This window comes from Candidatus Accumulibacter contiguus, assembly GCF_036625285.1.
GTDB classification, from domain to species: domain Bacteria; phylum Pseudomonadota; class Gammaproteobacteria; order Burkholderiales; family Rhodocyclaceae; genus Accumulibacter; species Accumulibacter contiguus.
Window position 1 is genome coordinate 1,524,006 of sequence record NZ_JAZKUC010000001.1, and the last position, 26,099, is coordinate 1,550,104.

A 26,099-nucleotide genomic window follows, 5' to 3' on the forward strand; every position below is an offset into this window, starting at 1 on the left:
CATTGGCGGCCTTCCCGGGCTACGGCAATCGCTGACGCGACTTTCACATTAAACTCCTTTGGGGTCTGGATGAGAAAGGGGATGAGGCGATGGATGAGCACAAGCCGAGCAATCAGCACTTGAAGCTTCAGCGCATTGACGTTGAGCTGATCGCGAAGCTGAATCTCGCAGACTTCCAGAACGCGGTGCCGATGCTCCGCGAACTGAGCATCGTCAACGATGCCGATGAGGCGCTCGAGAGCCTCGAACTCGGCATCGAATCCATTCCGGCGTTTCTGCAAGCCAAGGTCTGGCAGGTCGAAGCGCTCGGAGCAGGACAGCGCTACCGTATCGGCGATGTCGATGTGCGGCTCGACGCGGCGTTGCTGACACACCTGACCGAGGCCGAGACTGCGACCGTCTCTTTTGTCCTGCGTCGCCGTGGCGATTCCGCCGGCGAACTGGCGCGACTTGAATGCTGCGTGCAGCTCCTGCCCCGCAACCAGTGGGGAGGACTATCGCAATTCCCGGACATGGTCGCCGCCTTCGTGCAACCCAATGACCCGGCAGTCGATCGCCTGCTCAAGCAAGCCAGCGAGGTGTTGCGCAGGAATGGCCGGAACCCGGCGCTGGATGGCTACCAGGGCGGTGCTCGGCGCGCCTGGGAACTCAGCTCCGGCATCTGGAGTGCCGTCGCGGCAATGGGGCTCGACTACGCGCTGCCACCGGCGAGTTTCGAACACAGCGGCCAGAAGGTGCGGGGACCGACACAGCTTGCCGAGTCGGGGCTCGCGACCTGCCTCGACCTGGCGCTGCTGTTCTCCTCGGCGATCGAGCAGGCCGGTCTGAATCCGCTGCTGGTGTTCACCAAGGAGCACGCCTTCGCCGGCGTCTGGCTCAAGCCAGAAGAATTTTCGAGCAGCGTCATCGACGACGTCGCGTCTCTGCGCAAACGCGTCAGGCTCAAGGAATTGCTGCTTTTCGAAACCACCCTGGTGACGCAGCGGCCGGCGCCGGCATTCTCTTATGCCGTCCAGTGCGGCGAGCAGAACATCGTTGAGGAGGATGCCTTCGAACTCGCGGTCGACATCCGGCGCGCCCGCCTACAGCGGATCAAGCCACTGGCGAGCGTCGACTTGCCCGGCACCGCTGCCGGCGGCGAGCCAGCAGCAGCGCTGGAACCGGCATTCGCCGAAGCGCCCGAACTGCCGGACGAAGATATTTCCGGCGAAGCAGACCCGGCGACACTCAGGCCCGCCGATCGCCTCGCGCGCTGGCAACGCAAGCTGCTCGACCTGTCGTTGCGCAACAAACTGCTGAATTTCCGCAGCAGCAAACAGGCGCTGACGCTCGAGGCTCCCGACGCCGCTGCCCTTGAGGATCGGCTATCGGAGATGCTGCCCTTGAAGCTGCTGCCCCGGCCCGATCTCATGGACGGCGCCGATCCCCGCAATCTGGCCATCCACGAAGCGCGCGAGCGTGAAGACCTGCGCCGCCAGCATGCCCTTGACGCCCTGCAACGTCGGGAGGTCTTTGTCGCGATCACGCGCGAGGAACTTGACAGCCGTTTGGTCGATCTCTATCGAACGGCTCGCAGCACACTCCAGGAGGGCGGCGCGAACACGCTCTTCCTCGCGCTCGGATTCCTTTGCTGGAGCCGTGACGAAAAGGGCGACCAGCAGCGGATCGGGCAACGCTACCGCGCACCGCTGTTGCTGGTGCCGGTGACCTTGAACCGCCGCAGTGTCCGTTCGGGTTTCACCCTGACCCTGCATGACGACGAGCCGCGCTTCAATCCGACACTGATCGAGATGCTGCGCCAGGATTTCAAACTCAGTCTCGGGGTTGCCGACGGCGAACTGCCCAGGGATCAAGGTGGCCTCGACGTCACTGCGATCTGGCGATTGGTGTCGCAGGCGATCAAGGACATCAAGGGCTGGGAAGTCAGCGAAGAGGTGGTGCTGTCGATGTTCTCATTCGCCAAGCATCTGATGTGGAAAGACCTCAGCGAGCGCACCGAGCAATTACGCGACAATCCGGTGGTCCGTCATCTGATCGACACGCCGCGCGAGAGCTATCCCGCGCAATTGGCTTTTCCCGAGCGCAGCCGGCTGGACCGCGAGTTCGCGCCGGAGCAGACCTTCTGCCCGCTGGCTGCGGATTCATCGCAGCTTTCGGCGATCATCGCCGCCGTGCGCGGCAAGGACTTCGTCCTCATCGGACCACCGGGGACCGGCAAGAGTCAGACCATCGCCAACCTCATCGCGCAGTGCCTGGCCGAGGGCAAGCGCGTACTCTTCGTCTCCGAGAAGATGGCGGCGCTCGATGTGGTCTACCGGCGCCTGCGCGAAGTCGGTCTCGGTGAGTTCTGCCTTGAACTGCATTCCAGCAAAGCCAGAAAGCTCGACGTCCTGGCACAGTTGCAGGCAGCCTGGGCGGCGCAGGGCAGCATCGATGCCGACGCCTGGCGCGCCGAAGCGCAGCGCCTGCAAGGGCTGCGCGACCAGCTCAACGTCTATGTCGAACGCCTGCATCATCGGCACCCGAACGGAATGACGATTTATCAGGCCATCGGGCGCGTGCTGGATGGCGAGGGTGATGATACGCGCAGCAAGGTACCCGCGCTGGCCCTGTCGTGGCGCAGAGCCGATGCTCATGATGCAGCCGCCATGGCAGCGATGCGCGAGATCACCGACCGTCTGCAGGTCAATGCAGTGGCGGTGGCTCAGGAGGATCTCAGGAACGGACCGCTGGCGCCAATCGGACACGCCGACTGGTCGCCGAGCTGGCAGCAAGCGTTCGTCGAGGCAGTTGGCCGTGTTCAGACGGATCTTCCCCCCTCGCTCTAATAATTTCAAGCACTTAGCTCATTTGTAGGCATGTAACGGTACTAATGTTTTCAAGCACTTAAACAGCTACGGGGGAAGACCCGTCAGAGCACGCTGCAGCTTCTGCGGAACGCTGCGGAACGTTTCTGCGAAGCCAGCGGACTACCGCGCACACCGCTCGACCGTCGCCGGCGCGGCGCCCTCGGCGTCCTCGCGGGAATCCTGTCGCAGGCCAGCGGCGACGATTGGCCATTCATCCTGCGCACCGACGCCGCAGCCTTCACCGAACCCTTGCCGGCCGATCGGGAGCTGCCCGCCAGACACCGCGAACGCAGCGGCGAAAACCTGCCGCCCTGGCCGGAGGCCGTCATCAGCGCCTGTCGGCGCGGCCTGGCCTTGCTGCAACAGCGCCGTGCGCTGTTCGACCAGATCGGCGAGCCCTGGTCGGCAGCGGTGGTCGAGGATCTGCAGCAGGGACTGCAGCTCCTCGCCGAAATCAAGCGCCTGTGTGGGCAGTTGTCGGTCGAGTATGACCCCCTGGTCGAGCAATTGGACGTGCTGCAACTGCAGCGCGACTGGGCAAAGGCCGAAAAGGCCATGTGGCCGATGTCCTGGCTGGCCAGACGCCGGATTCGCGCGACTCTGCAGACCGTACTGGCCGGTGCCGGTGAGCCGGACATCGCCGGCGACCTGTTTGCGCTGGCGAGGATCCGATCGCGGCGCGCGCAGGTGTCGGCGCTGGCGATCGGCAATGCTACCGACGGCGTCTGGGCCGGCCTCAAGACGCGGCCGGAACTTGCCGAGTGTGCGCTCGACTTCCAGCAGGTGCTGCGGGGGCTGCAAAAGGAGCAGCCCTGCGGCAATGTCGGTCGCTTCGCGGCGGTTGCCGACGGTCGCTGCGGCGAGCGCCTGGCCAGGCAGTTGCGGCAGCTGCGCAGCTTGCAGGCGCTCGATGCCGAGCTGCAGACGCTCGACCATCTCGGCCCGCTCACCGCACAGCTCTGGTCCGGTCTCGGCACACGTTCGGAAAACCTCGCAACCGCCCTCGACCTCCAGACGGCAATCACCCAGCTCGCCGACTCACCCGACGAGTTCGCTGCCATAATGACGTCGCTGCAGCGTCTCCTCGGCGACAACGGGGCGCGTCTCGATCCCGCCACCGCCGATGCATATCTTGACACCTGCGGCGCGCTGCAACCGGCGATCAGCCACCTCTGTGCAACCGGCGGTTTTACGGCAGCCGTCAGTCATGCTTTTGCAGACATCCCGCTCGATCAGCTGGATGAGCGCTGCACGGCGATGCTCCGCTTGGCGAACCGGCTGCATGCCTGGTGCGCCTGGCGCAAGGTTGGTGAACAGGCGCGGGCTCTCGGCTTGGCGCCGCTGGTCGCGGCGATCGAGAACAGCGAATTGGCACAGGGAACGCTGCGCCGGGCCTTTGAAATCAACTACAGCCGCTGGTGGTTAAACGCGGTGGTTGATGAAGAGCCGGTCATCCGCGGCTTCGTCGCCGCCGAACACGAACAGCGCATCAACGATTTTCGCGCCCTCGACGAGCGCTTTACCGAACTCACGCGGGCACGCGTTCGCGCCGGGCTGTGCGCCGCATTGCCGACGCAGGACGGGGTGACTCGCAGTTCCGAATGGGGGATCCTGCGCCACGAGATCAACAAGAAGAAGCGGCATCTGCCGCTGCGCGAGTTGATCCAGCGCATCCCGACAGCACTGACGAAGCTGACACCGTGCCTGCTGATGAGCCCGCTGTCGATTGCCCAGTACCTGGCCGCCGACGCCAGTATCTTCGATGTCGTCGTCTTCGACGAGGCCTCACAGATTCCGGTCTGGGATGCCATCGGCGCGATCGCACGTGGCCGCCAAGTGGTCATGGTCGGCGACCCACGGCAGTTGCCGCCGACCAATTTCTTCGACCGTGCCGAATCGGAGTTCGACGAAGAAGATATCGAAGCCGACCTCGAAAGCATTCTCGACGAATGCCTCGGTGCCAACCTGCCGACGATGCACCTGGCCTGGCATTACCGCAGCCGCCACGAGAGCCTGATCGCCTTCTCGAACCACCGCTATTACGGCGGCTCACTGGTGACCTTCCCTTCGCCGGTCACCACCGACCACGCGCTGAGTTTTCATTACGTCCAGGGCGTCTACGAGAAGGGCGGCGCGCGTATCAACAAGTCCGAAGCGAAAGCGCTGGTTGCCGACCTGGTCGACCGCCTGAAATCCCCCGCTTTCCGGGAATCGCGGCTGACCATCGGCGTCGTCACCTTCAACACCGAGCAACAGGCGTTGATCGAGGATCTGCTCGACGAAGAACGGCGCCGCGACCCGTCGATCGAGCCGCACTTCGCCGACGTGGAACTGGAACCTGTCTTTGTCAAGAACCTCGAAAGCGTCCAGGGCGACGAGCGCGACATCGTCTACTTCTCGATCACCTATGGCCCTGATCACGCGGGCGCCGTTTCGATGAATTTCGGCCCGATGAACCGCGCTGGCGGCGAGCGGCGGCTCAACGTCGCCATTACCCGCGCCCGTCATGAACTGCGAATCTTTTCGAGTCTCAGGGCCGAACAGATGGACCTCGCCCGCACGCAGGCGATCGGCGTTCGCGACCTCAAGCACTTCCTCGATTTCGCCGAACGTGGCGCGCCGGCGCTGGCCGAAGCCAGGACCGCCAGCCTCGGTGATTTCGAAAGCCCGTTCGAGGAAGCCGTCGCCACCGCGCTCGCCCATCAGGGCTGGGAACTGCATACCCAGGTCGGATCCTCGGTTTTCCGCATCGATCTGGCGGTCGTCCATCCCGATGCCAAGGGCGTTTACCTGTGCGGCATCGAATGCGACGGCGCCACCTATCACCGCGCAGCGACTGCACGCGACCGCGACAAGCTGCGCGAACAGGTATTGCGCGGCCTCGGTTGGGAAATCCTGCGTGTCTGGTCGACCGACTGGTGGATCGATGCTGCCGGCACGCTCGAAAAAATCGACGCCGACTTGCGCAAGCTACTTGAAAAGAGCCGCAGCCAGCGCGCTACAGAGGCTGCAGCCGCCAGTCCGTCGTGATACATTCATGCTATCTGCATGGCCTTCAAGATCGCTAACTGCTTGTCGGCGAAAGTGCTGGCCTGCGCTGTCAGCTCGGCGATGTTCTCTTCAACCGTCTCCAGCGTCTTGCCCTCCTTGATGATCTTCTGCCCTTGCGACGCTAGAATTTGCCACACCATCTGCGCCCAATCGCTGGGTTGCTTCTTGCCTTGACTGACGGCCAGCAGGAAGAGTTGCGAAATACGACCCAGGGATACGCCACCGCCGGTCACCGGGCTGGCGAGAAAGCCGAGGTCGCTACTGCCTCGGGCTTTCTGCAGCAGATGGGCGTTGAGCTTGTCGGTACATTTCCTGGCTTTGGCGGTCGCCGCCTCGTCCTGAGCTGCGGTCAGATGAGTTGCGCCAGTGAGGATCATGAGCGCCTGCACGATCTGGGCGAAGAGCACCCCTTTATCCTTCAGTACCTGTTCCAGCTGGCCCAAAGCCTTCGGCTTGTGGTCGGCAAGCGCGTCCAGAATGGGAAGGTAAATCGCCTCACTCATGGCGGACTCACCCAAAGTCCCGGCAACCTTCAAAGGAACATCGGCACGAGATTTCGTCAGCACTACCTTCTGTTGGCGCAGGGCTTCGACCTGCTCCAGTGGGTTGAGCTTGCGTGCCCCCTTGACCCAGTAATCACGGCGGAACTGCTGGTTGACCATGAAGTCGCGTACCGTCTGGCGAAACATCGGGTCGGGGATCTCGTTTAGCAGGGTCAGCTGCTCGGCGGTGAGATTCAGAGCTTCGAGATGATCGAGGTAGTGGGCCGAGCAGGCGTAATCGAGCTTGGCCGGCGAGAGCCACTCGGCCATCCGCGAGAAGGGTATGGGCAGCCAGTCGCGGTTGAAATACTCATGCGCCAGGTAGTTGCGATTATGTCCTTTGATCTGTTTGAGCCGTTCGTGCACCGATGGGTTGGCACGGGCGTAGCCGGGATTGGTGGCGATGAGCTTCTCGGCAAATTCAAGCGCTGCGTCGATGCGCTGGACGATGCCATGACCTTCAGCACCCAGGGTGGATGCGTGTTCGGTGAGCAGGTCGCGCATCGGCACCATGGCAGCCCAGCCGGGCTGGGTGTTGTAACTGATGTAAAGAACCCCGCCCACTTTGAGCTTGCGATGAATGAAGTCGACGATGACCTGCTGATTCTCTGCGGAGATCCAGCTCCAGATGCCGTGGATGCCAATGTAGTCGAATTCGGGCAAGTCGGAACGGTTGCAGAAGTCCACAAAAGAATCGTCGTAAAGTTTGGCACCTGAACCGGAGGCCGCAGCAAGCGCCTGTGCGAAACCCGCCTGCGACGGGTTGAAGTCCGTGCCGTACCACTGCGTCAGCGAAGCTGCTGCATGCAGATTGGCGCTCATGCCTTGGCCAAAGCCAAGTTCGCACGCAACCAGCACTTCGGGGAAGACCAGGCCTGCGTTAAGGAAAGCCATTCTTGCTCGCAGCGGGTTCAACTCTGGGTAGTAGCCATAGGTGTAGCCTATATCGGCAACGTAGCCGGCAGTCCAATCGCGCATGATTTGTCCTTGTCAAGCCAGCTGTTTGATCCGAGCAGGCAAAGGCGCGCCGCAGCGAGCGTTTATCTTCTTCGGCGAGCCATGCTATCTTGTTCAGCTGCTATGACCAGCCAAGGCGATGATTTTCTTTGGTTTTTCTGGTGGGCGATAGTGGGTTCGAACCACTGACTTCCACCGTGTGAAGGTGGCACTCTACCACTGAGTTAATCGCCCCAATTCCTGTTGCAGCGATGATGTCACACCGAGATCGTCACCACGCACACGGCTGCAAAGCTCATCTGTTTCCGCATGGATCGGTACCTTTCCGCCCCGGTACGGTCCGCCATAGCCACGGAAGCCGGGATTACATCACAAGTCGCTAGCCCGGTCAATCCGCTTAACTGGCACGGATGCAGCTGGCGTAAAACCCGGACCACCACTTTTCGCTGTGTTAGGATCAATGATTGCCAGGGTGTTGGTCTGGTAATTATCGCTTGTGCATGAGCGAAGGAGGTGTTGGCGAGAGGGCTTTTATTGATCGCAAGAATCTGGATGGAGGGCCTGTGCTATGGAACTGGCAATGCGTTTCAAGAATGACAAGCTGGTTGGCGATTTCTGGGGAGGCCTTGCGGCGATGCTGGTCGCTCTGCCGTCGGCGATCGCTTTTGGCGTCACCATTTATGCCTCGATCGGTCCTGCCTATGCCGGTCTGGGCGCACTCGCAGGGATTCTCGGAGCGGCTGCTCTCGGCCTGGTGGCGCCGAGCCTGGGTGGGACCAATCGGCTGATCACGGCGCCGTGTGCACCCGCCGCTGCGGTTCTCTCGGCGTTTGCCATCGAACTCGTGCAACTGGACGTCGACCCGGCGTTCATCGTGTTGCGGCTGACCGCCCTTGGCCTGGTGGCCGGGTTGATTCAGATCCTTCTCGGCTTGATGCGGATTGGCAGCCTGATCAAGTACATTCCATTTCCGGTGGTCAGTGGCTACCTGACCGGGGTGGGCCTGATCATCATCGGCAGCCAGATTCCGAAATTCCTCGGCGTATTCGGCAATCAGTCCCTGTGGCGCACGCTCACCTCACCGCAGACATGGCAATGGCAGAGTGCGCTGATCGGCGTCGTCACGGCGACCGTGATGCTTGGCGCGCCTTTGGTTACCCGCGTTGTGCCGGCGGCCATCCTCGGCCTGCTGGCCGGGGTGCTCACCTATTTCGGATTGGCGCACTTCGTGGACGAATCGATGCTGGTCCTCGAAGGCAACAAGCTGATCATCGGGCCACTCGGCGGTTCCGCTGCGGGCATGCTCGAGGCGGTCACCGGTCGTTGGCGGGACATCGGCGAGCTCAAGCTCGGCCAGATCGCCGCCCTCATGTGGACGGCGCTTACCCTGGCCGTGTTGCTGTCCATCGACACGCTCAAGACGGCCGTCGTTCTCGACGCACTCACCCGCAGTCGCCACGACTCCAACCGCGAACTGGTTGCGCAAGGTCTGGGCAATGTCGCCTCGGCCTGTGTCGGCGGTATGCCAGGCGCAGGGCAAATGGGTGCGACCCTGGTCAACCTGGCGAGTGGCGGACAGACGCGCGTCTCCGGAGTCGTTGAAGGTGTGCTGGCGCTGCTCGCATTTCTCGCCCTGGGAGCGTTCATCGCCTGGATACCGGTCGCTGCTCTGGCGGGCATCCTGATCGTCGTAGGTATCCGGATGATCGACCTCAAGAGTCTTCACCTGCTCGAATCCTCGTGGACGATGCTTGACTTCGCGGTGATTCTGGCGGTAGTGGCTGTGGCGCTCGCTTACAGCCTGATTGCGGCGTCAGCGGTGGGCATTGCACTGGCGATGTTCCTGTTCATTCGCGAGCAGTTGACGAGCACGGTCATTCGCCGCAAGGCCAACGGCAGTGAACGGTTCTCGAAGCGGGTGCGCCTGGGACACGAGATGGAACTGCTCGAACAGCGCGGAGACCGGACCACGATCCTGGAGCTGCAGGGCAGTCTGTTTTTCGGTACCAAGGACCAGCTGTACACCGCCCTCGAGCCTGAATTGAGCAAGCGCACCTACATCGTGCTCGACATGCGCCGCGTCCAGTCGGTTGACGTCACGGCGGTGCACCTCTTGAGTCAGATCCGGGATTCGCTGATTGAACGCGGTGCTTTCCTGGTCTTCAGCGGCTTGACGCATACCCTGCCCAACGGGCGGAATCTTGCCGAGCTGTTCGAGCGGATGGACCTCACGACCACGACCGATCATGTCCAGGTGTTCGGAGAACTCGACGACGCAGTCGAATGGGTTGAAGACCAGGTACTGGAGGACAAACTGGCGAAGGCGGCCGAGGTTCCGCCGCTCGAGATCTACGAGATGGAAATCTTCAAGGACTCCAAGGAGGATTCGCTGATTGCGCTTGTCGAGTGTCTAGAACGTCGCTCGGTGGCAAAGAACGAGAAGGTGTTCTCGATCGGTGATGCGGCTGACCGGCTATATCTCATACGCAAGGGGGCCGTGCGCATCACCACGCCAGTTCCTGGGACAGGCAGCAGCCGTCACCGCTTGACCTATGGGCGTGGCGATTTTATTGGCGGCCTGTCCTTCGTCACCAGGGCGGTCAGTTTCAGCGCCGACGCCACAGCCATGGAAGAAACCGAACTCTACGTGTTGCACCGAGAGAGCTTCGAGAAACTGTGCGAAGAGCACAGACGGCTCGCCTTGCAGCTGATGCAGGCAATTGCCCAGGTGCTGGCATTGCGCCTGAGCTACGCCGACAAGGAACTGCTCGCGATGCAGGAGTAGAGGGTCTTGGGAGGGTCTTGGCGCATCATCGGGATAGCTGATGTAGCCATGACCGTTAATGTGAAAGTCGCGTATGCGACTCACGAGAGGGAAACGGTCAGACTTTCATGATCGGGGGTGCCTGGCAAAGTCATGACCGTTAGAACCGCAGCGTTTTTTCATCAGGGAACCTGGTATGGAAGGCGACCGGAACAAACTCGTTCGGCAGTCGGACGGCACGCCCCAGCAGAATCAGGCCAATGGCTTCAAGGGAAGCGTGTGACAACCTCTCCAGATCGATCAGATATGCGCTCAATCCAAGTGCGCCGAAATTACGCCCACGAACGATGAGCCTGCCGTTGGAGAGATCGCAGCGGAAGTTGACTTGTACCGGGATCGATCCCGCGAGAGTGAATCTGACGCTGCTGCCATTTCTGGCAAGATCCACATTTCTTTCCCCTGTTATTCTCAGATTGAGCAGGTCCAGCTCATCACGAAGCTCTTGGGCCTTTTCGGCCGGGCGGATGACGTCTAAAGCCTCAGTGGCATAGCGTAGGCGTAAGGTGACGGTTTCGATCAGAGCCATCTCCGAGTTGCTGCGCGTTCGGTAGTTGACGAACCCCTCGGCGCATCGACCAGTGCCAAAGCGATGTCGAAAATCAAGCGTGTAGCCTACCAGGGATAGCGCAGGTTTGATGACGTTAAGGTGCTGTGTGAACTGATTCAGGTAGTCGAAGATCAGCCTCAGCGCGCGGTCAAAGCGTTGCTCGATTTGCTGCTGCGAACGATCTTCTTCGATTTTTTGTTGCGAAAGCCTCTCTGCAGCGTGTGCAAGTTCTGCCAGCAGACCCTGCCCAGACCTGTTGGGGGATGGGGCTTCCCCCGTTTGCGTTTTGGAGCTTGCGCCCTTGGCATCGGCAAAGGTATGCTGATACACAAGACCGATTGTCGAGTTCGCTTGACCCACTGGTCTGCTCGGCGCTGACCTGCATACGCTCAACTTCTCGTCGATGCTGGCTATTGAATTGTCAATGTCGTCCATCAGCGCCTGGACTTGCTCGGCGCTGACCGTGTCCTGTTTTCTGGATGGCAAGGGAGGTTTGTTCTGCATTTCAACACTCCTGCTGAATACCCGTGTCAAGATACGGAATATACTCCTTAATGAGGAATCAGGCCTGACCACCCAGAGGAGATTACGTTCCGGTATTTTTCGAGAAAAATGTCCATGTCGCGTCCCTTGTCGTGCGATAGTCTGGCTCCCTGGCTGAGCTTGCGGATCTCCCCGTAAATTCAATCCAGAGTTGGGTGCGGCAACACCTCTTTTTGGGATCAGCCATTGGCTGCGCCAAGCGCTAGCCTATGGGTTTGCGGCGCATGCACAAGCACATGGATACGGACAGAACGGACGATACGCGGCCACACTGGGAATACGACTCGACGCTACTGCGCGCAGTGTTGCAGACGATTCCCTACCCGGTCTGGCTCAAGGATCCCGACGGCGTCTATCTGGCGTGCAACCGGACTTTTGAAGGCCTCTACGGCGCCAGCGAAGCAGATCTCGTCGGCAAGACCGATTACGATTTTGCCGCGCCTGCGTTGGCCGATTTCGTCCGCGAAAAGGATTGCGCTGCGGTCGCCACCGGCAGTCCGTCGCGCAACGAGGAATGGCTGACCTTTGTCGCAGACGGGTATCGCAGCCTGTTCGAAACCGTCAAAACGCCGATGCACGACAGCAAAGGACGCCTGATCGGTGTGCTCGGCATCGCCCGCGACATTACCGAGCAGCGCACCCTCGAATCGACGCTGATGGCCACCGCCAGCTTCGTTTCGCAGCACCACGGCACGGACTGCTTCGACGCACTGGTCCGTTTCACTGCCGAGACATTCGACGCCGACCATGTTCACATCGCACTGCTGGAGCCCGATCCGACCCGGGTACGGGTGATCGCAGTCTGTGCCGATGGTCAGCGGCGCGAACCCGGGTACGTCTATGCACTGTCCGGGACGCCCTGCGAGAATGTCTTGCAGCGAACGCGCAAATGCTACAGTAGTCATGTGCAGGCGCTGTTTCCGGAGGACCGCGACCTTCTGACCATGCAGGCCGAAGCCTACATCGGCGAGCCCATTCTCGACGGCAACGGTGAGGTGGTCGGCCTGATCGCGATGGTCAGCCGGCGGACGCTGGCCTACTCGCAGACCATAGAAGCCGGCATGCGCATCCTCTCCGCCCGTGCCGGTGCCGAGCTGACGCGGCGGCAGGCGGAAGCCGCGCTATACGCCAATGAGGAGCGCTACCGGCGGATCAGCTCGCTCACCAGCGATTTCATCTTCTCCTGCGCGCGCTCGAACGACGGGTTGTTCCGCATCGGCTGGTGTGCGGGCAATGCCGTGGACGTCTTCGGCTTCAGCACCGATGAACTGATCACGCGCGGCTGCTGGCGCTGTTCGGTGGTGGCCGAGGACCAGCCGCTGTTCGAACGCCACATCACCCGGCTTGCCCCTGGCCAGTCGAGCGATTTTACCCTGCGCATCACTCATGGCGACGGCAGCATGCGCTGGCTGCGTTGCTACGCGCATCACGAGAACCATCCTGCAGCAAGCGGACAGCACCGGCTTCATGGAGCTTGCCAGGACGTGACGGCCCAGCATCTGGCGGAAGCGTCGCTGCGCGATAGCCAGGAGCAGCTGCGACTGATCCTCGATTCGGCGGCCGAGGCGATCTTCGGTGCCGATATCAACGGAATATGCACTTTCGTGAACAAGGCCTGCCTGCGCATGCTCGGCTACGAGCACGAGGAGGACATCGTCGGCAAGGAAGTCCACGCGCTGATCCACCATACCTATTCCGACGGCCGTCCCTACCCGAAAGAAGCGTGTCATGTGCGGCGCGCTACGCTCGCAGGCAAGAGCACGCACGTCGAAGGCGAGGTGCATTGGCGCGCCGACGGCACCAGCTTCCCGATCGAATCCTGGTCGCACCCGATGTTCCGTGGCGGTGATCTGCTTGGCGCCGTCGTCACTTTCATCGACATTAGCGAACGCAAGCAGGCCGAGGCGCGTATCGAGTTCCTCGCGCATCATGATGCCTTGACCGGCCTGCCCAACCGTGTGCTGGTGCGCGACCGCTTCGCGCAAGCCAAGGCCTTCGCCGAGCGCAACCATACGCTGGTCGCGATGCTGTTTCTCGACCTCGACAATTTCAAGGCGATCAATGACACCCTCGGCCACGCCGCTGGGGACGAATTGCTCAAGGCTGTCGTTCTCCGACTCGGTCAGTGTGTGCGGGACACCGACACCATGAGCCGCCAGGGCGGCGACGAGTTCATCGTCCTGCTCAACGACATTCCCGACAAGGCTACGGCCGAGCGCGTGGCTGGCGAGATCCTGCGGCGTCTGACCGAGCCCATTCTCATCGATGGCCACGCCATCGCCACGGCAGGCAGCATCGGCATCTCGCTCTGCCCCGACGACGGGGAGAGCTTCGACGCCTTGCTGCAACGAGCCGATACTGCGATGTACACGGCCAAGGCGGCCGGCCGAAATACCTATCGCTTCTTCGACGAGATGATGAACAACCAGGTGTGCCAGCATCTACTGCTGAAGAACCGCCTGCATCATGCCCTGAGCGGCAACGACTTTCGCCTGGTTTACCAGCCGAAGTATGATATCGCCGGCAAATGCATCACCGGGCTCGAGGCACTGTTGCGCTGGAATGATCCAGAGATTGGGGAGGTACCGCCGAGCAGCTTCATCCCGGTGGCCGAGGATTGCGACCTGATCGTCCCGATCGGCCGCTGGGTGCTCGAAGCCGCCTGTCACCAGATGGTTGTCTGGCAGCTTGCGGGGCTGGCGCCGCCGCCGGTGTCGGTCAACCTGTCGGCGCTGCAGTTCCGCCGTTGCCGTCTCGCCGAGGTGGTGACCGATGTGCTGCAGCAAACCGGCCTGCCCGCCGGCATGCTCGAACTCGATCTGAACGAGTCGATCCTGCTGCACGACGCCGACAACACACTGGACACGGTGCGCCGTCTCAAGGCGCTCGGCATCGTACTATCGATCGACGATTTTGGCACCGGCTACTCGTCGCTGGCCGACCTCAAGCGCTTCGCCATCGACAAGCTGAAAATCGATCAGAACTTCATCCGCGACATCGGCAGCGATCCGGACGATGCGGACATCGTCCGTGCCGTGATCCGGCTTGCTCACTGCCTGCGCCTCGGCATCGTCGCCGAGGGCGTGGAAACCGGGGAGCAACTGGCCTTCCTGCGGGCAGAGGGCTGCCAGGAAATCCAGGGCTACCTGTTCAGCCGCCCGCTGCCGCCGACCGAGATCGAGGATCTGTTGCGAATGGCGGTGTCAGCCCGCCGGCTGGAATGACGTGCCAGTGGCCAACCCATCCTCCGCGAGGATGTCGCCATGATTCGCCTCATCCCTGTTCCCTTTCTCCTCTATTTGTTCTGGTCTGCGTGCACCCTGCTCCTGACCTTTTACATGAAGGGTTGGGATGTCGATAACATTACTCACATCCTGCTCTTGTGTTTGTTGTCTGTCACTTTGATGTGGGCACTCAAAACCCGGTCAGCGCAAAGACCCAAAAACCCGAGGCTGCTTTTCGTTGGCGCGGGGGTCCTCTTCGCCGCACTGGCGGAAGGATGCTACATGATTTCTCAACCTTTCCTGCTTTCGCTCACCATCCGTTCCGGCATGCCGATCATGCAGATGATCCGCAATTATTCAATCGATCTGATGTTCACGCTGCCGGTCTACGTTTTCATTTTCTCGGTCATCTGGAAGTTGATCAACCGATATCGCTATGGCCGCTGGGAATACATCTTTGTTTTTGCTCTGGCGCAAGCGCTCGGCGATGGCAATCAAACATTTTTGCATGCCCCGACGCTGCTTTTGTTCATTCCCTATGTGATGATCAATTATCATGCCATCAACCTGGCGCCCTATCTGGTCATTGAACGACATTTGCCGCAGAACCGCTCCGACAGCCACTGGAAACTGCCTCTCGCGGTCCTGTCGATCGTGCTCACCTACCTCGTGGGCGGAGCGATCATCGTGGGTTTGTCCCGGGTGCTGGACTTTTCGAACTGAAAACGAAGTTTCTGCTGGTATGATGAGCTGGCCTCCTCACTTGCGGTATCCGCTGCGGGGAACTGGCGGGATCAGCATGCGCGGATGCGGAGAAGACATGAAAAAGGACGGGGTTCTGGCGGCCCTGCCGGATTGACGGCAGCGGCGGCCACCGAGAATGCGATCGAAGAAGCGGCGCGTCCCGGCTGGCAAGCACGGCTGACGCTCGGTTTCGAGCGCCGTGCACAAACGACGGTGCTGGTGCGACGCGAGCATTACGGTCCGCTACGCGTGCAGAAAGCGCTGTACCCGGAAGGGCCCGAGGTCTGTGAGGTGATCGTCCTGCATCCACCGGGCGGCATCGCCGGTGGTGACCGACTGGACCTCTCGCTTGCCGCGGCTCCCCACGCACACGCGCTGTTGACCACACCCGGTGCCGGCAAGTGGTATCGTTCGGGTGGTCGGCCGGCGCAGCAGTCGTTGCGGGTTCGCGTTGCCCGCGATGCCGTCGTTGAGTGGCTTCCGCAGGAGACGATCGTCTTCGACGGCGCCGACGCACAGATGCACACGCGCGTCGAACTGGCCGCCGGCGGCATGTTCTGCGGCTGGGAAATTCTCTGCCTGGGTCGAACGGCTGCCGGCGAATGTTTCGGCTATGGCCAGCTCGACCTGGCGACACGGATCGAAAGCGAAGGGCGGCCGCTGTGGATCGAGCGTGCTCGGCTGTCTGGCGGCTCTGCCTGGCTCGACGCGGCTGCCGGTCTGGCCGGCCGGCCTGTCAGCGCAACGCTGCTGCTTGCCGGCAGGACGGTGCCGCAGGAATGGCTCGATGCCTGCCTGGCGCTGCCGGCAAGCGATGGCCTGCTGACCGGGGTCACGGCTTCCCACTTAAGCCGGGACAATCTCTAACTTCAATGGGTTATGCACAACCCGGTGGCGGGACTTCCTCGGTAAGGGAAGTTCCCCCATCTGGTTGAGCAGCCAATCGAAAAGATCAGGGAAAGAGGTGCTAAACAGACGTTCGGCTGCGATAGTGCCGTCACTACGTCTCACCCCATAGTTGTGGATAACCGTTAGCGCAGCCAGGCGGCATTTCGTCAGACCTCGCCCGTTATGATACAACTGGGACAAGCGGCCATTGCGCCCTTCGACGGCGGAGGAGCTGCGATGGAACTGTCGCACCATCCATTCCCCCCATTCTAGCCAGCGCTGCAACTCACTCTCGGAGAATCCCGAATGGAACGGGTCTGCTTTCCAGGCCTCTAATGCTCGCTGCCAAGCCTCCTGATACCGTTTCCGGTGAACCCTGTTTTGCGTTTTCCGCATTTGGTAGTGCCAATAGAGTACGGGCAACAGCTTGCTCGTCAGCCATTGCCGAGTCGCTTCATCCAGAGACCAGCCCAGCAGGATTTCTTCTACCCAAAGCCACCAAAAGCTGACGTGACTCGATAAGGCGCCGATCTGGGCACGGAACTTCTTCAGGGCGGAACGGGTATCCTGGATCCCTTGTTGCGCCGCCAGAGTTTCCAGGGCCTGTGCTCGCGTTTCCAGTCCTGCCACTACGCTCTCCGCCGTCGTGCGAGTATTCTCCTCCAGGGAGAAGGGATGGATTTCCTCGGCGATTCCCAGCAACTGCTTCTGGTACTCTTGCTGCGCCTGTTCCACTTGCGCGCGGGCTTCCCAGGCACAGGCCTGTTGTGCCGCCAAAGCCGCCTTTTCCTCGGTACTGGCTCCGCGCGACGGCTGATCAAGGGCCTTCTGGGCCAGTTCGCAGCACTGATCCGCCTTGGCTTTTCGACGTCCCAAGGCCGGTGACAACCAGCGACTGAGGCCATATTGCTCGTGGAACGTATCCGCGCCCGAGGTACACTCAAAGCCTGTGACCGCTAATTTGATCAGGGCCTTCGCCCGGTCACTGATGGCGTGGTTGACTTCGATACCCAGTGCTTCCAGGCGCGGGGTCACCTGGGCAAACCAGGTATCGAAACCCCGGTCCTTCTGAATCGACTCCAGCAATAGGTAGCCCGAGGACAAATCCATCAGCACCAAGATCAGAATCTCCCCAAAGAACGTCTCATCCGCGGCCACCACCGCTTGGCGTGTCCGCGTCGGTACCGAGGCTTCACACTGTTGCTGAAACAGGGGCAACAGCGCTTCCATCCGGCTGAGTTGGGTCTGCAAGGCGCTGGGAGACACCCCCACATGGGTATGAAGGCGGATCAATTGGAAGAAATCCGACAAGGCACCCGCCCCCACATGATGTTGCAGCCCGAACGTGTACAGCACAGCAAATACCAGCAATCTCAGCCATGCCTCCCCCTCTTCGGTTTCCCAAAACCCCGATTCAGGATGTCGGTTCCTACGGGCTTGCGCTTGCAGGTGGCGATGAACACTGCTTTTCGGGCGATGAATTAATTCCCCCACTGCACGCAGGCTTCGTTTTCCCTGGTCTGTAAGTGCGGCAAAAATGACGCGGCTGGTTGTCCGTATGGCTTGAGTCGTAGAGTTTTTTTGTCATAAAACTGATGATACAGGAGATGCGGCAACCAGTTCCCATCTCCTCAGCTCCCTTCATCCTCAGACTCTATCGGTAGCATGACTGTCCCGCTTTAAGTGGGAAGCCGGGGTCACGGCACTGCCAGAGTTGCTGGTGGCGCGTTGCCTGGCGCCCAACGCCGAAACCGCACGCGCCTGGTTGAGCGAAGTATGGAAATGCTTGCGCCCTGCGGCGCTTGGCAGGGCAGCCGTCGTGCCGCGCATCTGGAACACCTGAATCGCTTCAATGTGAAAGTCGCGTCAGCGACTCACGAATCGCTTGCTGAATTCTTGACGACGTGATGGAGTCTGCTATCCTGTATTCGAGCGCTGCTGCCAGGATCGTCCTGGCAGCGAAAATCAGGAGGAGTATGTGATGCATACTGTTCGAACCATTGCCTGCGCGGCCACCACGCTGGTTTGCCTCTACATGGCCACACCAGCCCAAGCCACTACCACCAATACCCTTGCCGAACTGCTGAACAGCGGTACCATCCAGGTCGACGGACTCACCTTCTCGAACTTCAAGCCCTTGCTTGCCCAGAATTTTCCCTCGGGAAGCGTGCTGCTGGATGCTTTACGGAATAATCCCGGCTCGCTCAGCGGCATGCCCTTGATCGACCCGACGGGCAGCGGCGTACTTTCCCGTGCCTTCGGCAATGCGACACCGGTTGTGGCAGGCAACATCACGGTCGAACCACTGCCCGACGATGCCAGTACGCTTTCGGTAGTGGACCCGGGGCTGCGCTTCACGGGTCCGACGACCTGGTCGGTCACCGCCGGTAATACCGCTTCCTTGCAGATCACGGGCTTTTTCTATGACGTGACCTCGGATGATCCTTCGTCCAGGCCCCTTCTCAGTGCGAATCTCTTGCAGGAAGTGGCCGGGGCGGTCACGGTAGGTCCGGACAGCTTCCCATCCGGGGGTTTGCCCGACATTGCCCTCAGTCAGGCGCTGCAGTTCGTTTTCGACGCGAGGGGGAATTACATCGACGGCAACGCCACGAGCGACTTGTTTGCACGCTTTGATTTCCCTGGACTATTCCATTCTTCCGATCTGTCGTCCGGCTTCACTTTCTCGAATCAGGACTCTATCCGGGTATACAACCTGATACTTATCGGCGCTTCCTCAGAAGGCGCTTACACGCTCGGCGCACTGACCGAACGCTATGACCCGCCGTTGCCTGCGGGCAGCAACAACCGACCGCCCCCCCGCGCCTTTTCCGCAGCCGAGCCAGCTTCCCTCATGCTTCTCGCAATCGGCCTGGCGGGCCTTGGGTTCAGCCACCGCAAGCAGGAGCAAGAATAGCATCGAGCGCCCCGTCACCTGAATGACACGCTTCTGTCGGCTTGCCAACAGCTTCGAGGCGATCGTGACGTCCTGCCAGGGTTTTGCATGGCATGCTGATCAGGTCCCCGATCTACGTTCTACCACCCATCTTCAAACCAAGCCGCTGACGGTGACCGGCAGCTTTTTCGCCCGGCTCCGCCGCAGAGGCATCAACCAGGAAAGCAAGCATGGCGATTTCGCTCTATGACGGAAGTGTAGTGAGTTACCTCCAAACGCTGGGAGCGGTCAGCGGCTTTCTGGACCGGGGTCTTTCCTACTGCCGGGACAACCAGCTCGACCCCGAGGAGATCGTCGAGACTCGCCTGCACCCGGACATGCTGCCGTTTCGCTTCCAGGTCCAGTCGGTCGTTCACCATTCCCTGGGCGCGATCGAGGGAATCAGAAAAGGTGTCTTTCGCCCGCCAGCCGACCTCCTGCCGCTCAACTACCTGGCGCTGCAATCACTCATTGCCGATGCCGGCGACGCACTCAAGCGCCTGACGCCTGCGGAGATCAATGCCTACGAAGGTGGCGAGGTGATCTTCGAGTTCCGCAATACCCGCCTGCCATTCACGGCCGAAGAGTTCCTGCTGTCATTCTCTCTGCCGAATTTCCATTTCCACGCCACGACCGCTTACGACATCCTGCGCTCAAAGGGTGTCCCATTGGGCAAGCGCGACTACCTGGGGGCACTGCGCCTGCGAACGTGAACTTCGCTGTCTGCCGGACCGAGAACTTCAGGAGCAGCCAGCCGGCACTGCCGAAACCGCCGCTATCCTCGCGCAGGAGAACGCCGGCCAAGTTCTGCACCGGGTGCAGGTGGTCGGCGAAAGGATAGCGCTCTTCCAGCGAATTGACGAAGCCGAACATGAACAAGGTTCCGGGTTACTTGGTTGCCGACTGGCCGCTGACATGATTGAATCGAAACCTGCCGATCCTTGTGCAGAACGTGGCCGCATTGCCCCCCGACAGGGCGCTGCCGACCAGTCTGGCTGGTTGAAATGGCTGCCCGGCCTCTACACCTTGCGTCATTACGAGATGGCCTGGCTGCGCCACGACATCGCTGCCGGTCTGGTGCTGACCACCATGCTGGTGCCGGTCGGCATTGCCTACGCCGTAGCTTCCGGCGTACCGGGCATCTATGGACTTTACGCCACGATCATCCCGTTGCTCGCCTATGCGCTGTTCGGACCGAGCCGGATTCTCGTCCTCGGGCCGGATTCCTCGCTGGCCGCCTTGATCCTCGCTGTCGTCCTGCCGCTGTCCAGCGGCGACCCGCTGCGCGCCATCGCGCTGGCCAGCATGATGGCGGTGGTGTCGGGGCTGCTCTGCATCCTGGCAGGCATCGCCCGTCTCGGATTCGTCACCGAACTGCTCTCCAAGCCGATCCGCTACGGCTACATGAACGGCATTGCGCTGACGGTGCTGATCAGCCAGCTCCCCAAGCTCTTCGGCTTCTCGGTCGAGGCCGACGATCCGTTGCACAAGATCTGGGCGTTTCTTCAGGCCCTGCTGGCTGGCAAGACCAACGCGATCGCGCTGCTGGTCGGCGGCGGCACCCTGGCACTGATCATGCTGCTCAAACGCGACAAGCGCATTCCGGGGATACTGATCGCCGTGATCAGCGCCACCGTCCTCGTGGCAACGCTCGGCCTGGACAAGCACGGCCTGTCGGTGCTCGGTTCGCTGCCGCAGGGCTTGCCCGCCTTCGCCATCCCGTGGATCACGCCGGCCGATATCGCGCCGGTCCTGATGGGCGGCTTTGCCGTCGCCATCGTTTCTTTCGCCGACACCAGCGTGCTCTCGCGGACCTATGCCGAGAAGACCGCCAGCCACGTCGACCCGAACCAGGAGATGGTCGGACTGGGCGCGGCCAACCTGGCGGCCGGATTCTTCCAGGGGTTTCCGATCAGCAGCAGCTCATCGCGCACCCCCGTGGCGGAGGCCGCCGGCGCCAAGACCCAACTGACCAGCGTCGTCGGCGCCCTGGCGGTGGCCCTGCTGCTGTTGGTGGCGCCAAACCTGCTGCAGTACCTGCCGAACACCGCGCTCGCGGCGGTGGTGATCGCTGCAGCCATCGGCCTGTTCGAGATTGCCGATCTGCGGCGCATTTACCGCATCCAGCGCTGGGAGTTCTGGCTGTCGATCGGCTGTTGCGTCGGTGTCGTCGTGCTGGGTGCGATTCCCGGCATTGGTCTGGCGATCGTGCTGGCCGTGATCGAGTTCCTCTGGGATGGCTGGCGCCCCGACTCGGCGATACTGGGCCGCGTCAAGGGCATCAATGGCTACCACGACATCTCGCGCCACCCCGACGCCCGCCTGATTCCGGGCCTGGTCCTCTTTCGCTGGGCGGCACCGCTGTTTTTTGCCAATGCCGAGTGGTTCCACGAGCGCGCCCTCGACGCCGTGTCCGCCTCGCCGACGCCGGTACGCTGGCTGGTGATCACCGCGGAACCGGTCACCAGCGTCGACGTCACCGCCGCCGACATCGTCGCCAAGCTCGACGAGACCCTGCAGGCGGCCGGCATCGAGCTCTGCTTTGCCGAGATGAAGGATCCCGTGCAGGACAAGCTCAAGCGCTTCGGGCTGTTTAACCGGCTCGGCGCGGAAGTCTTCTTTCCAACCATCGGGGAAGCGGTGAACACCTATCTCAGACTCTATCCCGAGGTTGCGGTGGAGTGGAAGACCATGAGGTCCAGCCCTTGAGCGACTGAAACCAGGCCTGGTCGCTCGTGCCTGCGAAGGATCATGTACGGGCGGCCGGATGGTGGTCGATTTCGGCCCTGGCCAGCTATCGGCTAGAATGCTGCGAACATCGTGTGGCAAGCGCCCTTGAACACGGTCACCCGGCAAAAAGGCAAACTGATGGCGAAAGCGCAGACGAGAAAAGACGACTCCACCGCCACCATCGGCTTCGAGGGCAAGCTCTGGCTCACCGCCGACAAGCTGCGCAACAACATGGACGCGGCGGAATACAAGCACGTCGTCCTCGGCCTCATCTTCCTCAAATACATCTCCGACACCTTCGAGGAACATCGCGCCAGGCTCGTCGAGGGCAAGGGCGACTACGCCGGCGCCAACCCCGAGGACCCCGACGAATACAAGGCCGAGAACGTCTTCTGGGTGCCCGCCGAGGCCCGCTGGTCGCACCTCCAGGCCAGCGCCAGGCAGCCCGCCATCGGCAGGATCGTGGACGACGCCATGGTCGCCATCGAGCGCGACAACCCCCGCCTCAAGGGCGTCCTGCCCAAGGACTATGCCCGCCCCGGCCTCGACAAGCAGCGCCTCGGCGAGCTCATCGATGTCATCGCCACCATCGAACTGACCGCTGCCAGCGAGGGCGCGCAGTCGGGTGAGAAAACCCACCGCTCGGTCGATCTGCTGGGCCGCGTTTACGAATATTTCCTCACCCGCTTCGCCAGCGCCGAGGGCAAGAATGGCGGCCAGTTCTACACGCCGTCCTGCGTCGTGCGCTGCCTGGTCGAGATGCTTGGCCCATACAAAGGCCGCATCTACGACCCCTGCTGCGGCTCCGGCGGCATGTTCGTGCAGTCGGAGAAATTCGTCGAGTCGCACGGCGGCAAGATTGGCGACATCAGCATCTACGGCCAGGAGAGTAACGCCACCACCCGCCGCCTCGCCATCATGAACCTCGCCATTCGCGGCATCGAGGCCGACTTCGGCGCCGAGCACGCCGACACCTTCCGCCGCGATCTCCATCCGGACCTGCGCGCCGACTTTTGTCTCGCCAATCCGCCCTTCAACGACTCGGACTGGAACCGCCGCGACGACGACGTGCGCTGGCAGTTCGGCGTCCCGCCCAGGGGCAACGCCAACTTCGCCTGGGTGCAGCACTTCATCCACCACCTCGCGCCGGCTGGCTTCGCAGGTTTTGTGTTGGCCAACGGCAGCATGTCCTCCAACCAGTCCGGCGAAGGCGACATCCGCCGCGCCCTCATCGATGCCGACCTCGTGGACTGCATGGTCGCCCTCCCCGGCCAGCTCTTCTACAGCACGCAGATCCCCGTCTGCCTCTGGTTCCTCGCGAAAAGCAAGAACGCCGACGCCCAACGCGGCTTCCGCGACCGCCGCCGGCAAACCCTCTTCATCGACGCCCGCAAACTCGGCACCCTCATCGACCGCGTCCATCGCGAGCTGACCGACGCCGATTTGGAAAAAATCACGTCGACCTACCACGCATGGCGGGGCGAAGCAGGGCTCACGCGGAGGCGCGGAGAACGCGGAGAAAAACCCTCTGCCTCTGAATCCCTCCGCGCCTGCGCGTCTCCGCGTGAGTATTCCGACATCCCCGGCTTCTGCAAATCCGCCACCACCGCCGAAATCGCCGCGCACGGCCACGTCCTCACGCCCGGCCGCTACGTCGGCGCCGAGGAAGTCGAAGACGACGGCGACCCCTTCGAGGAAAAGATGCCGCGCCTCGTCGCCGAACTGCACGCCCAGTTCGCTGAATCGGCCAAGCTGGAGGAAGCCATCCTCGCCCATCTGAAAGGCCTCGGCTATGCCCTCTAGCAAATCCATCATCCCGGCGGACTACGCAAGCTGGCTGACCAGCCTCAAATCGCGCATCGCCAGCGCCCAGCAGCGCGCCGCGCTTGCCGTCAACCAGGAACTGGTGCGGCTCTATCACCAGATCGGCAGCGAGATACTGGAACGGCAGACCCTTCAGGGTTGGGGCGCCAAAGTCATCGACCGCCTGGCCAGCGATCTGCGTGAAGCTTTCCCTGAGATGAAAGGCTTCTCCAGTTCCAACCTGAAATACATGCGGTTTTTCGCCCAGCAGTGCCCAAGCGGTCTAATTGGTCAGCAGCCTGCTGACCAATTGCCCTGGTTCCACCTTGTCACGTTGCTTACCAAGGTTTCTGCGGATGCGGGGCGCGAATGGTACGCCGCACAGGCCATAGCGCAGGGCTGGTCACGGCTCACACTCGACATCCACATCAAGAACCGGCTCCATTTGCGCCAGGGCGCTGCCGTCACCAACTTCGAGCACCATCTGCCCGCGCCAGATGCGAGGCTTGCTGTCGAGGCGCTGAAAGACCCCTACCTCTTCGATTTTCTGGGTTTGGGCGACGAAGCTCACGAGCGCGATATTGAAAACGCCCTGATCCGCCACATCACCCGGTTTCTGCTGGAACTGGGGGCAGGCTTCGCTTTCGTTGGCCGCCAGTTCCGGCTTGAGGTGAGCGGCGACGAATTTTTCATCGACCTGCTTTTCTACCATACCCGCCTCAAATGCTACGTGGTGGTGGAACTCAAGAGCGCGGATTTCAAACCCGAGCATACCGGCCAGTTGAATTTCTATCTCTCCGCTGTCGATGCCCAAATCAAAGCCCCGGAAGACAAGCCCAGCATCGGCCTGCTGCTCTGCAGAAAGCAAAACCGTCTGGTCGCCGAATACGCCCTGTCCGGGATCAACAAACCGATCGGCGTGGCTGAATACCAACTCGTGCGCTCACTGCCTGAACCACTGGATACCAGCCTGCCCACCATCGAAGAAATCGAGGCCGAACTGGCCGGCGATCTCATTCCGCCCACGCCGGGAAAGACCAAAAAGCCATGAACCCGCCCAGCGCAAGCGAAACAGTCATGCCGCGCGGCGTCGCCGAACTGCACGCCCAGTTCGCCGAGTCCGCAAGGCTGGAGCAGGCCGTCAAGGCAAATCTGAGCGGGCTGGGTTATGGCGGGTAAATGGAAAGAAACAACGCTCGGCGAATGTGCCGCGTGGTTGTCTGGCGGAACGCCGTTCAAAGGGAACGATGAGTTCTGGTCCGGCTCCATTCCGTGGGTTAGCGCGAAGGACATGAAGTCTTTTCGGCTTCACGATGCAGAAGACCACATCTCGCCACTCGCGGTTGGCAAAGGCGGAAAGCTCGTGCCTGCAGGAACCATTCTGTTGCTGGTTCGAGGTATGACGCTGCACAACGACGTGCCGATTTGCATGGTCACGCAAGAGATGGCTTTCAATCAGGACATCAAAGCGCTACGCCCCGCGAAGAATGTCGATGGTGCGTTTCTCGCCTACTGGTTGCTCGCCAACAAACCAGACCTCTTGGCATCGGTAGACCACGCAGGACACGGAACAGGACGGCTTGTCACTGACACATTGAGGGAAAAGCCCGTTCAACTTCCACCCCTCGCCGAGCAAAAAGCCATCGCGGCAGTGCTTGGGGCGCTGGACGACAAAATCGAGTTGAACCGGCGCATGAACGCGACGCTGGAGGCGATGGCGCGGGCGCTGTTCCAGAGCTGGTTCGTGGATTTCGACCCCGTCCGCGCCAAACTCGATGGCCGCCCCCCCGCCAACCTCGACCCCGCCACCGCCGCCCTCTTCCCCGAGCACTTGGAAGACTCACCGCTCGGACACATTCCCAGAGGCTGGACGGCGCAACGCTTGCCAGAGGCCATTGAGGTAAACCCGCGCCGCACGTTGAAGAGCGGAACCATCGCGCCCTACCTCGACATGAAGAACCTGCCGACGCAGGGCCATTCCGCCGAGGAAGTCATCGACCGCGAGTTCAGCTCCGGCACAAAGTTTCAAAACGGCGACACGCTCCTCGCCCGCATTACGCCCTGCTTGGAGAACGGCAAGACCGGCTACGTCGATTTCCTCGAAGTCGGCCAAGTCGGCTGGGGCTCCACCGAATACATCATCCTCGCCACGAAGCCGCCGCTCCCGCCACAGTTCGGCTACCTCCTCGCCCGCTCCGACGCGCTCCGCAGCCACGCCATTCAAAACATGACCGGCACCAGCGGACGCCAGCGCGTCCCATCCGAGTGCTTCAACATGTTCTGGCTCGCCGTCCCACCGCCCGAAATCGCCCGCCGCTTCGACGAACTCACCGCGCCGCTGATGGCGAAAATCAAAGCCAACTCCACCGAATCCCGCACCCTCGCCACCCTGCGCGACACGCTGCTGCCGAAGCTGCTGAGCGGGGAACTAACAATTTCCAAGACATGAAACCAAAAGAAAGGAG

Annotated in this window: 13 protein-coding genes, 1 tRNA gene and 3 pseudogenes; 13 read left to right on the top strand and 4 right to left on the bottom strand. The window is 61.6% G+C overall.

Annotation, left to right across the window (positions count from 1 at the left end):
- The first annotated feature begins 134 nt into the window (after positions 1-134).
- Positions 135-5,879 (top strand): annotated as a pseudogene (locus V5B59_RS07430) (DUF4011 domain-containing protein).
- A 5-nt stretch (positions 5,880-5,884) separates the two neighbouring features.
- Here the strand turns inward: V5B59_RS07430 and V5B59_RS07435 are convergent.
- Positions 5,885-7,420 carry a class I SAM-dependent methyltransferase gene (locus V5B59_RS07435; protein ID WP_034909029.1) on the bottom strand — a complete coding sequence of 512 codons (1,536 nt, stop codon included), beginning with the start codon at positions 7,418-7,420 and terminating at the stop codon, positions 5,885-5,887.
- A 138-nt stretch (positions 7,421-7,558) separates the two neighbouring features.
- Positions 7,559-7,633 (bottom strand) — tRNA-Val (locus V5B59_RS07440).
- Between the two features lie 346 nt (positions 7,634-7,979).
- Here V5B59_RS07440 and V5B59_RS07445 point away from each other — a divergent pair.
- Positions 7,980-10,184 (top strand): SLC26A/SulP transporter family protein, encoded by a 2,205-nt coding sequence (locus V5B59_RS07445; protein WP_169071361.1) that lies wholly within the window; start codon positions 7,980-7,982, stop codon positions 10,182-10,184.
- Positions 10,185-10,323: 139 nt separating this feature from the next.
- Here V5B59_RS07445 and V5B59_RS07450 read toward each other — a convergent pair whose 3' ends face one another.
- Positions 10,324-11,274 carry a hypothetical protein gene (locus V5B59_RS07450; protein WP_169071362.1) on the bottom strand — a complete coding sequence of 317 codons (951 nt, stop codon included), beginning with the start codon at positions 11,272-11,274 and terminating at the stop codon, positions 10,324-10,326.
- Between the two features lie 275 nt (positions 11,275-11,549).
- Between V5B59_RS07450 and V5B59_RS07455 the strand changes: the two genes are divergently transcribed.
- From V5B59_RS07455 to V5B59_RS07465, 3 genes are all read left to right on the top strand, one after another.
- Positions 11,550-14,537: an EAL domain-containing protein gene (locus V5B59_RS07455; RefSeq protein ID WP_211203481.1), complete on the top strand. Its 2,988-nt coding sequence runs from the start codon at positions 11,550-11,552 to the stop codon at positions 14,535-14,537.
- Positions 14,538-14,819: 282 nt separating this feature from the next.
- Complete coding sequence (locus V5B59_RS07460; protein ID WP_332351736.1) at positions 14,820-15,260, top strand: hypothetical protein; 441 nt, start codon at positions 14,820-14,822, stop codon at positions 15,258-15,260.
- Positions 15,261-15,392: 132 nt separating this feature from the next.
- Positions 15,393-16,148: an urease accessory protein UreD gene (locus tag V5B59_RS07465; RefSeq protein ID WP_332351737.1), complete on the top strand. Its 756-nt coding sequence runs from the start codon at positions 15,393-15,395 to the stop codon at positions 16,146-16,148.
- Here the strand turns inward: V5B59_RS07465 and V5B59_RS07470 are convergent.
- Complete coding sequence (locus tag V5B59_RS07470) at positions 16,128-17,663, bottom strand: DUF6399 domain-containing protein (RefSeq protein ID WP_332351228.1); 1,536 nt, start codon at positions 17,661-17,663, stop codon at positions 16,128-16,130. The genes V5B59_RS07465 and V5B59_RS07470 overlap by 21 nt on opposite strands.
- 214 nt (positions 17,664-17,877) lie before the next feature.
- Between V5B59_RS07470 and V5B59_RS07475 the strand changes: the two are divergent.
- The 8 genes and pseudogenes from V5B59_RS07475 to V5B59_RS07510 all read left to right on the top strand — a co-directional run.
- Positions 17,878-18,012 (top strand): annotated as a pseudogene (locus V5B59_RS07475) (urease accessory protein UreD); the annotation flags it as partial.
- Between the two features lie 138 nt (positions 18,013-18,150).
- Positions 18,151-19,083, top strand: a complete 933-nt coding sequence (locus V5B59_RS07480) for a PEP-CTERM sorting domain-containing protein (protein WP_169071367.1) — start codon at positions 18,151-18,153, stop codon at positions 19,081-19,083.
- 209 nt (positions 19,084-19,292) lie between these two features.
- On the top strand, positions 19,293-19,814 hold the full coding sequence (locus tag V5B59_RS07485; RefSeq protein WP_034910451.1) for a DUF1993 domain-containing protein: 522 nt from the start codon (positions 19,293-19,295) through the stop codon (positions 19,812-19,814).
- A 202-nt stretch (positions 19,815-20,016) separates the two neighbouring features.
- The gene (locus V5B59_RS07490; RefSeq protein WP_169071368.1) at positions 20,017-21,810 is read left to right on the top strand and encodes a SulP family inorganic anion transporter; all 1,794 of its coding nucleotides are present in this window, start codon (positions 20,017-20,019) and stop codon (positions 21,808-21,810) included.
- Between the two features lie 159 nt (positions 21,811-21,969).
- Positions 21,970-23,634, top strand: coding sequence for a type I restriction-modification system subunit M (locus V5B59_RS07495; protein WP_332352179.1), 1,665 nt, complete (start codon positions 21,970-21,972; stop codon positions 23,632-23,634).
- Positions 23,624-24,685 (top strand): PDDEXK nuclease domain-containing protein, encoded by a 1,062-nt coding sequence (locus V5B59_RS07500; RefSeq protein WP_169071369.1) that lies wholly within the window; start codon positions 23,624-23,626, stop codon positions 24,683-24,685. Before V5B59_RS07495 ends, V5B59_RS07500 begins: the two co-directional genes overlap by 11 nt.
- A 26-nt stretch (positions 24,686-24,711) precedes the next feature.
- Positions 24,712-24,813 (top strand): annotated as a pseudogene (locus V5B59_RS07505) (type I restriction endonuclease subunit M); the annotation flags it as partial.
- Entirely contained in the window at positions 24,803-26,083 is a 1,281-nt protein-coding gene (locus V5B59_RS07510) for a restriction endonuclease subunit S (protein WP_169071370.1), read from the top strand. The pseudogene V5B59_RS07505 and the gene V5B59_RS07510, both read left to right, overlap by 11 nt.
- The last annotated feature ends 16 nt before the right edge of the window (positions 26,084-26,099 follow it).

What these genes read in the sequence shown, in the direction of transcription:
- V5B59_RS07435 (WP_034909029.1), bottom strand. Translation starts at nt 7,420, where the DNA reads ATGCGCGATTGGACTGCCGGCTACGTTGCCGATATAGGCTACACCTAT.
- V5B59_RS07445 (WP_169071361.1), top strand. Translation starts at nt 7,980, where the DNA reads ATGCGTTTCAAGAATGACAAGCTGGTTGGCGATTTCTGGGGAGGCCTT.
- V5B59_RS07450 (WP_169071362.1), bottom strand. Translation starts at nt 11,274, where the DNA reads ATGCAGAACAAACCTCCCTTGCCATCCAGAAAACAGGACACGGTCAGC.
- V5B59_RS07455 (WP_211203481.1), top strand. Translation starts at nt 11,550, where the DNA reads ATGGATACGGACAGAACGGACGATACGCGGCCACACTGGGAATACGAC.
- V5B59_RS07460 (WP_332351736.1), top strand. Translation starts at nt 14,820, where the DNA reads ATGATTTCTCAACCTTTCCTGCTTTCGCTCACCATCCGTTCCGGCATG.
- V5B59_RS07480 (WP_169071367.1), top strand. Translation starts at nt 18,151, where the DNA reads ATGCATACTGTTCGAACCATTGCCTGCGCGGCCACCACGCTGGTTTGC.
- V5B59_RS07485 (WP_034910451.1), top strand. Translation starts at nt 19,293, where the DNA reads ATGGCGATTTCGCTCTATGACGGAAGTGTAGTGAGTTACCTCCAAACG.
- V5B59_RS07490 (WP_169071368.1), top strand. Translation starts at nt 20,017, where the DNA reads ATGATTGAATCGAAACCTGCCGATCCTTGTGCAGAACGTGGCCGCATT.
- V5B59_RS07495 (WP_332352179.1), top strand. Translation starts at nt 21,970, where the DNA reads ATGGCGAAAGCGCAGACGAGAAAAGACGACTCCACCGCCACCATCGGC.
- V5B59_RS07500 (WP_169071369.1), top strand. Translation starts at nt 23,624, where the DNA reads ATGCCCTCTAGCAAATCCATCATCCCGGCGGACTACGCAAGCTGGCTG.
- V5B59_RS07510 (WP_169071370.1), top strand. Translation starts at nt 24,803, where the DNA reads ATGGCGGGTAAATGGAAAGAAACAACGCTCGGCGAATGTGCCGCGTGG.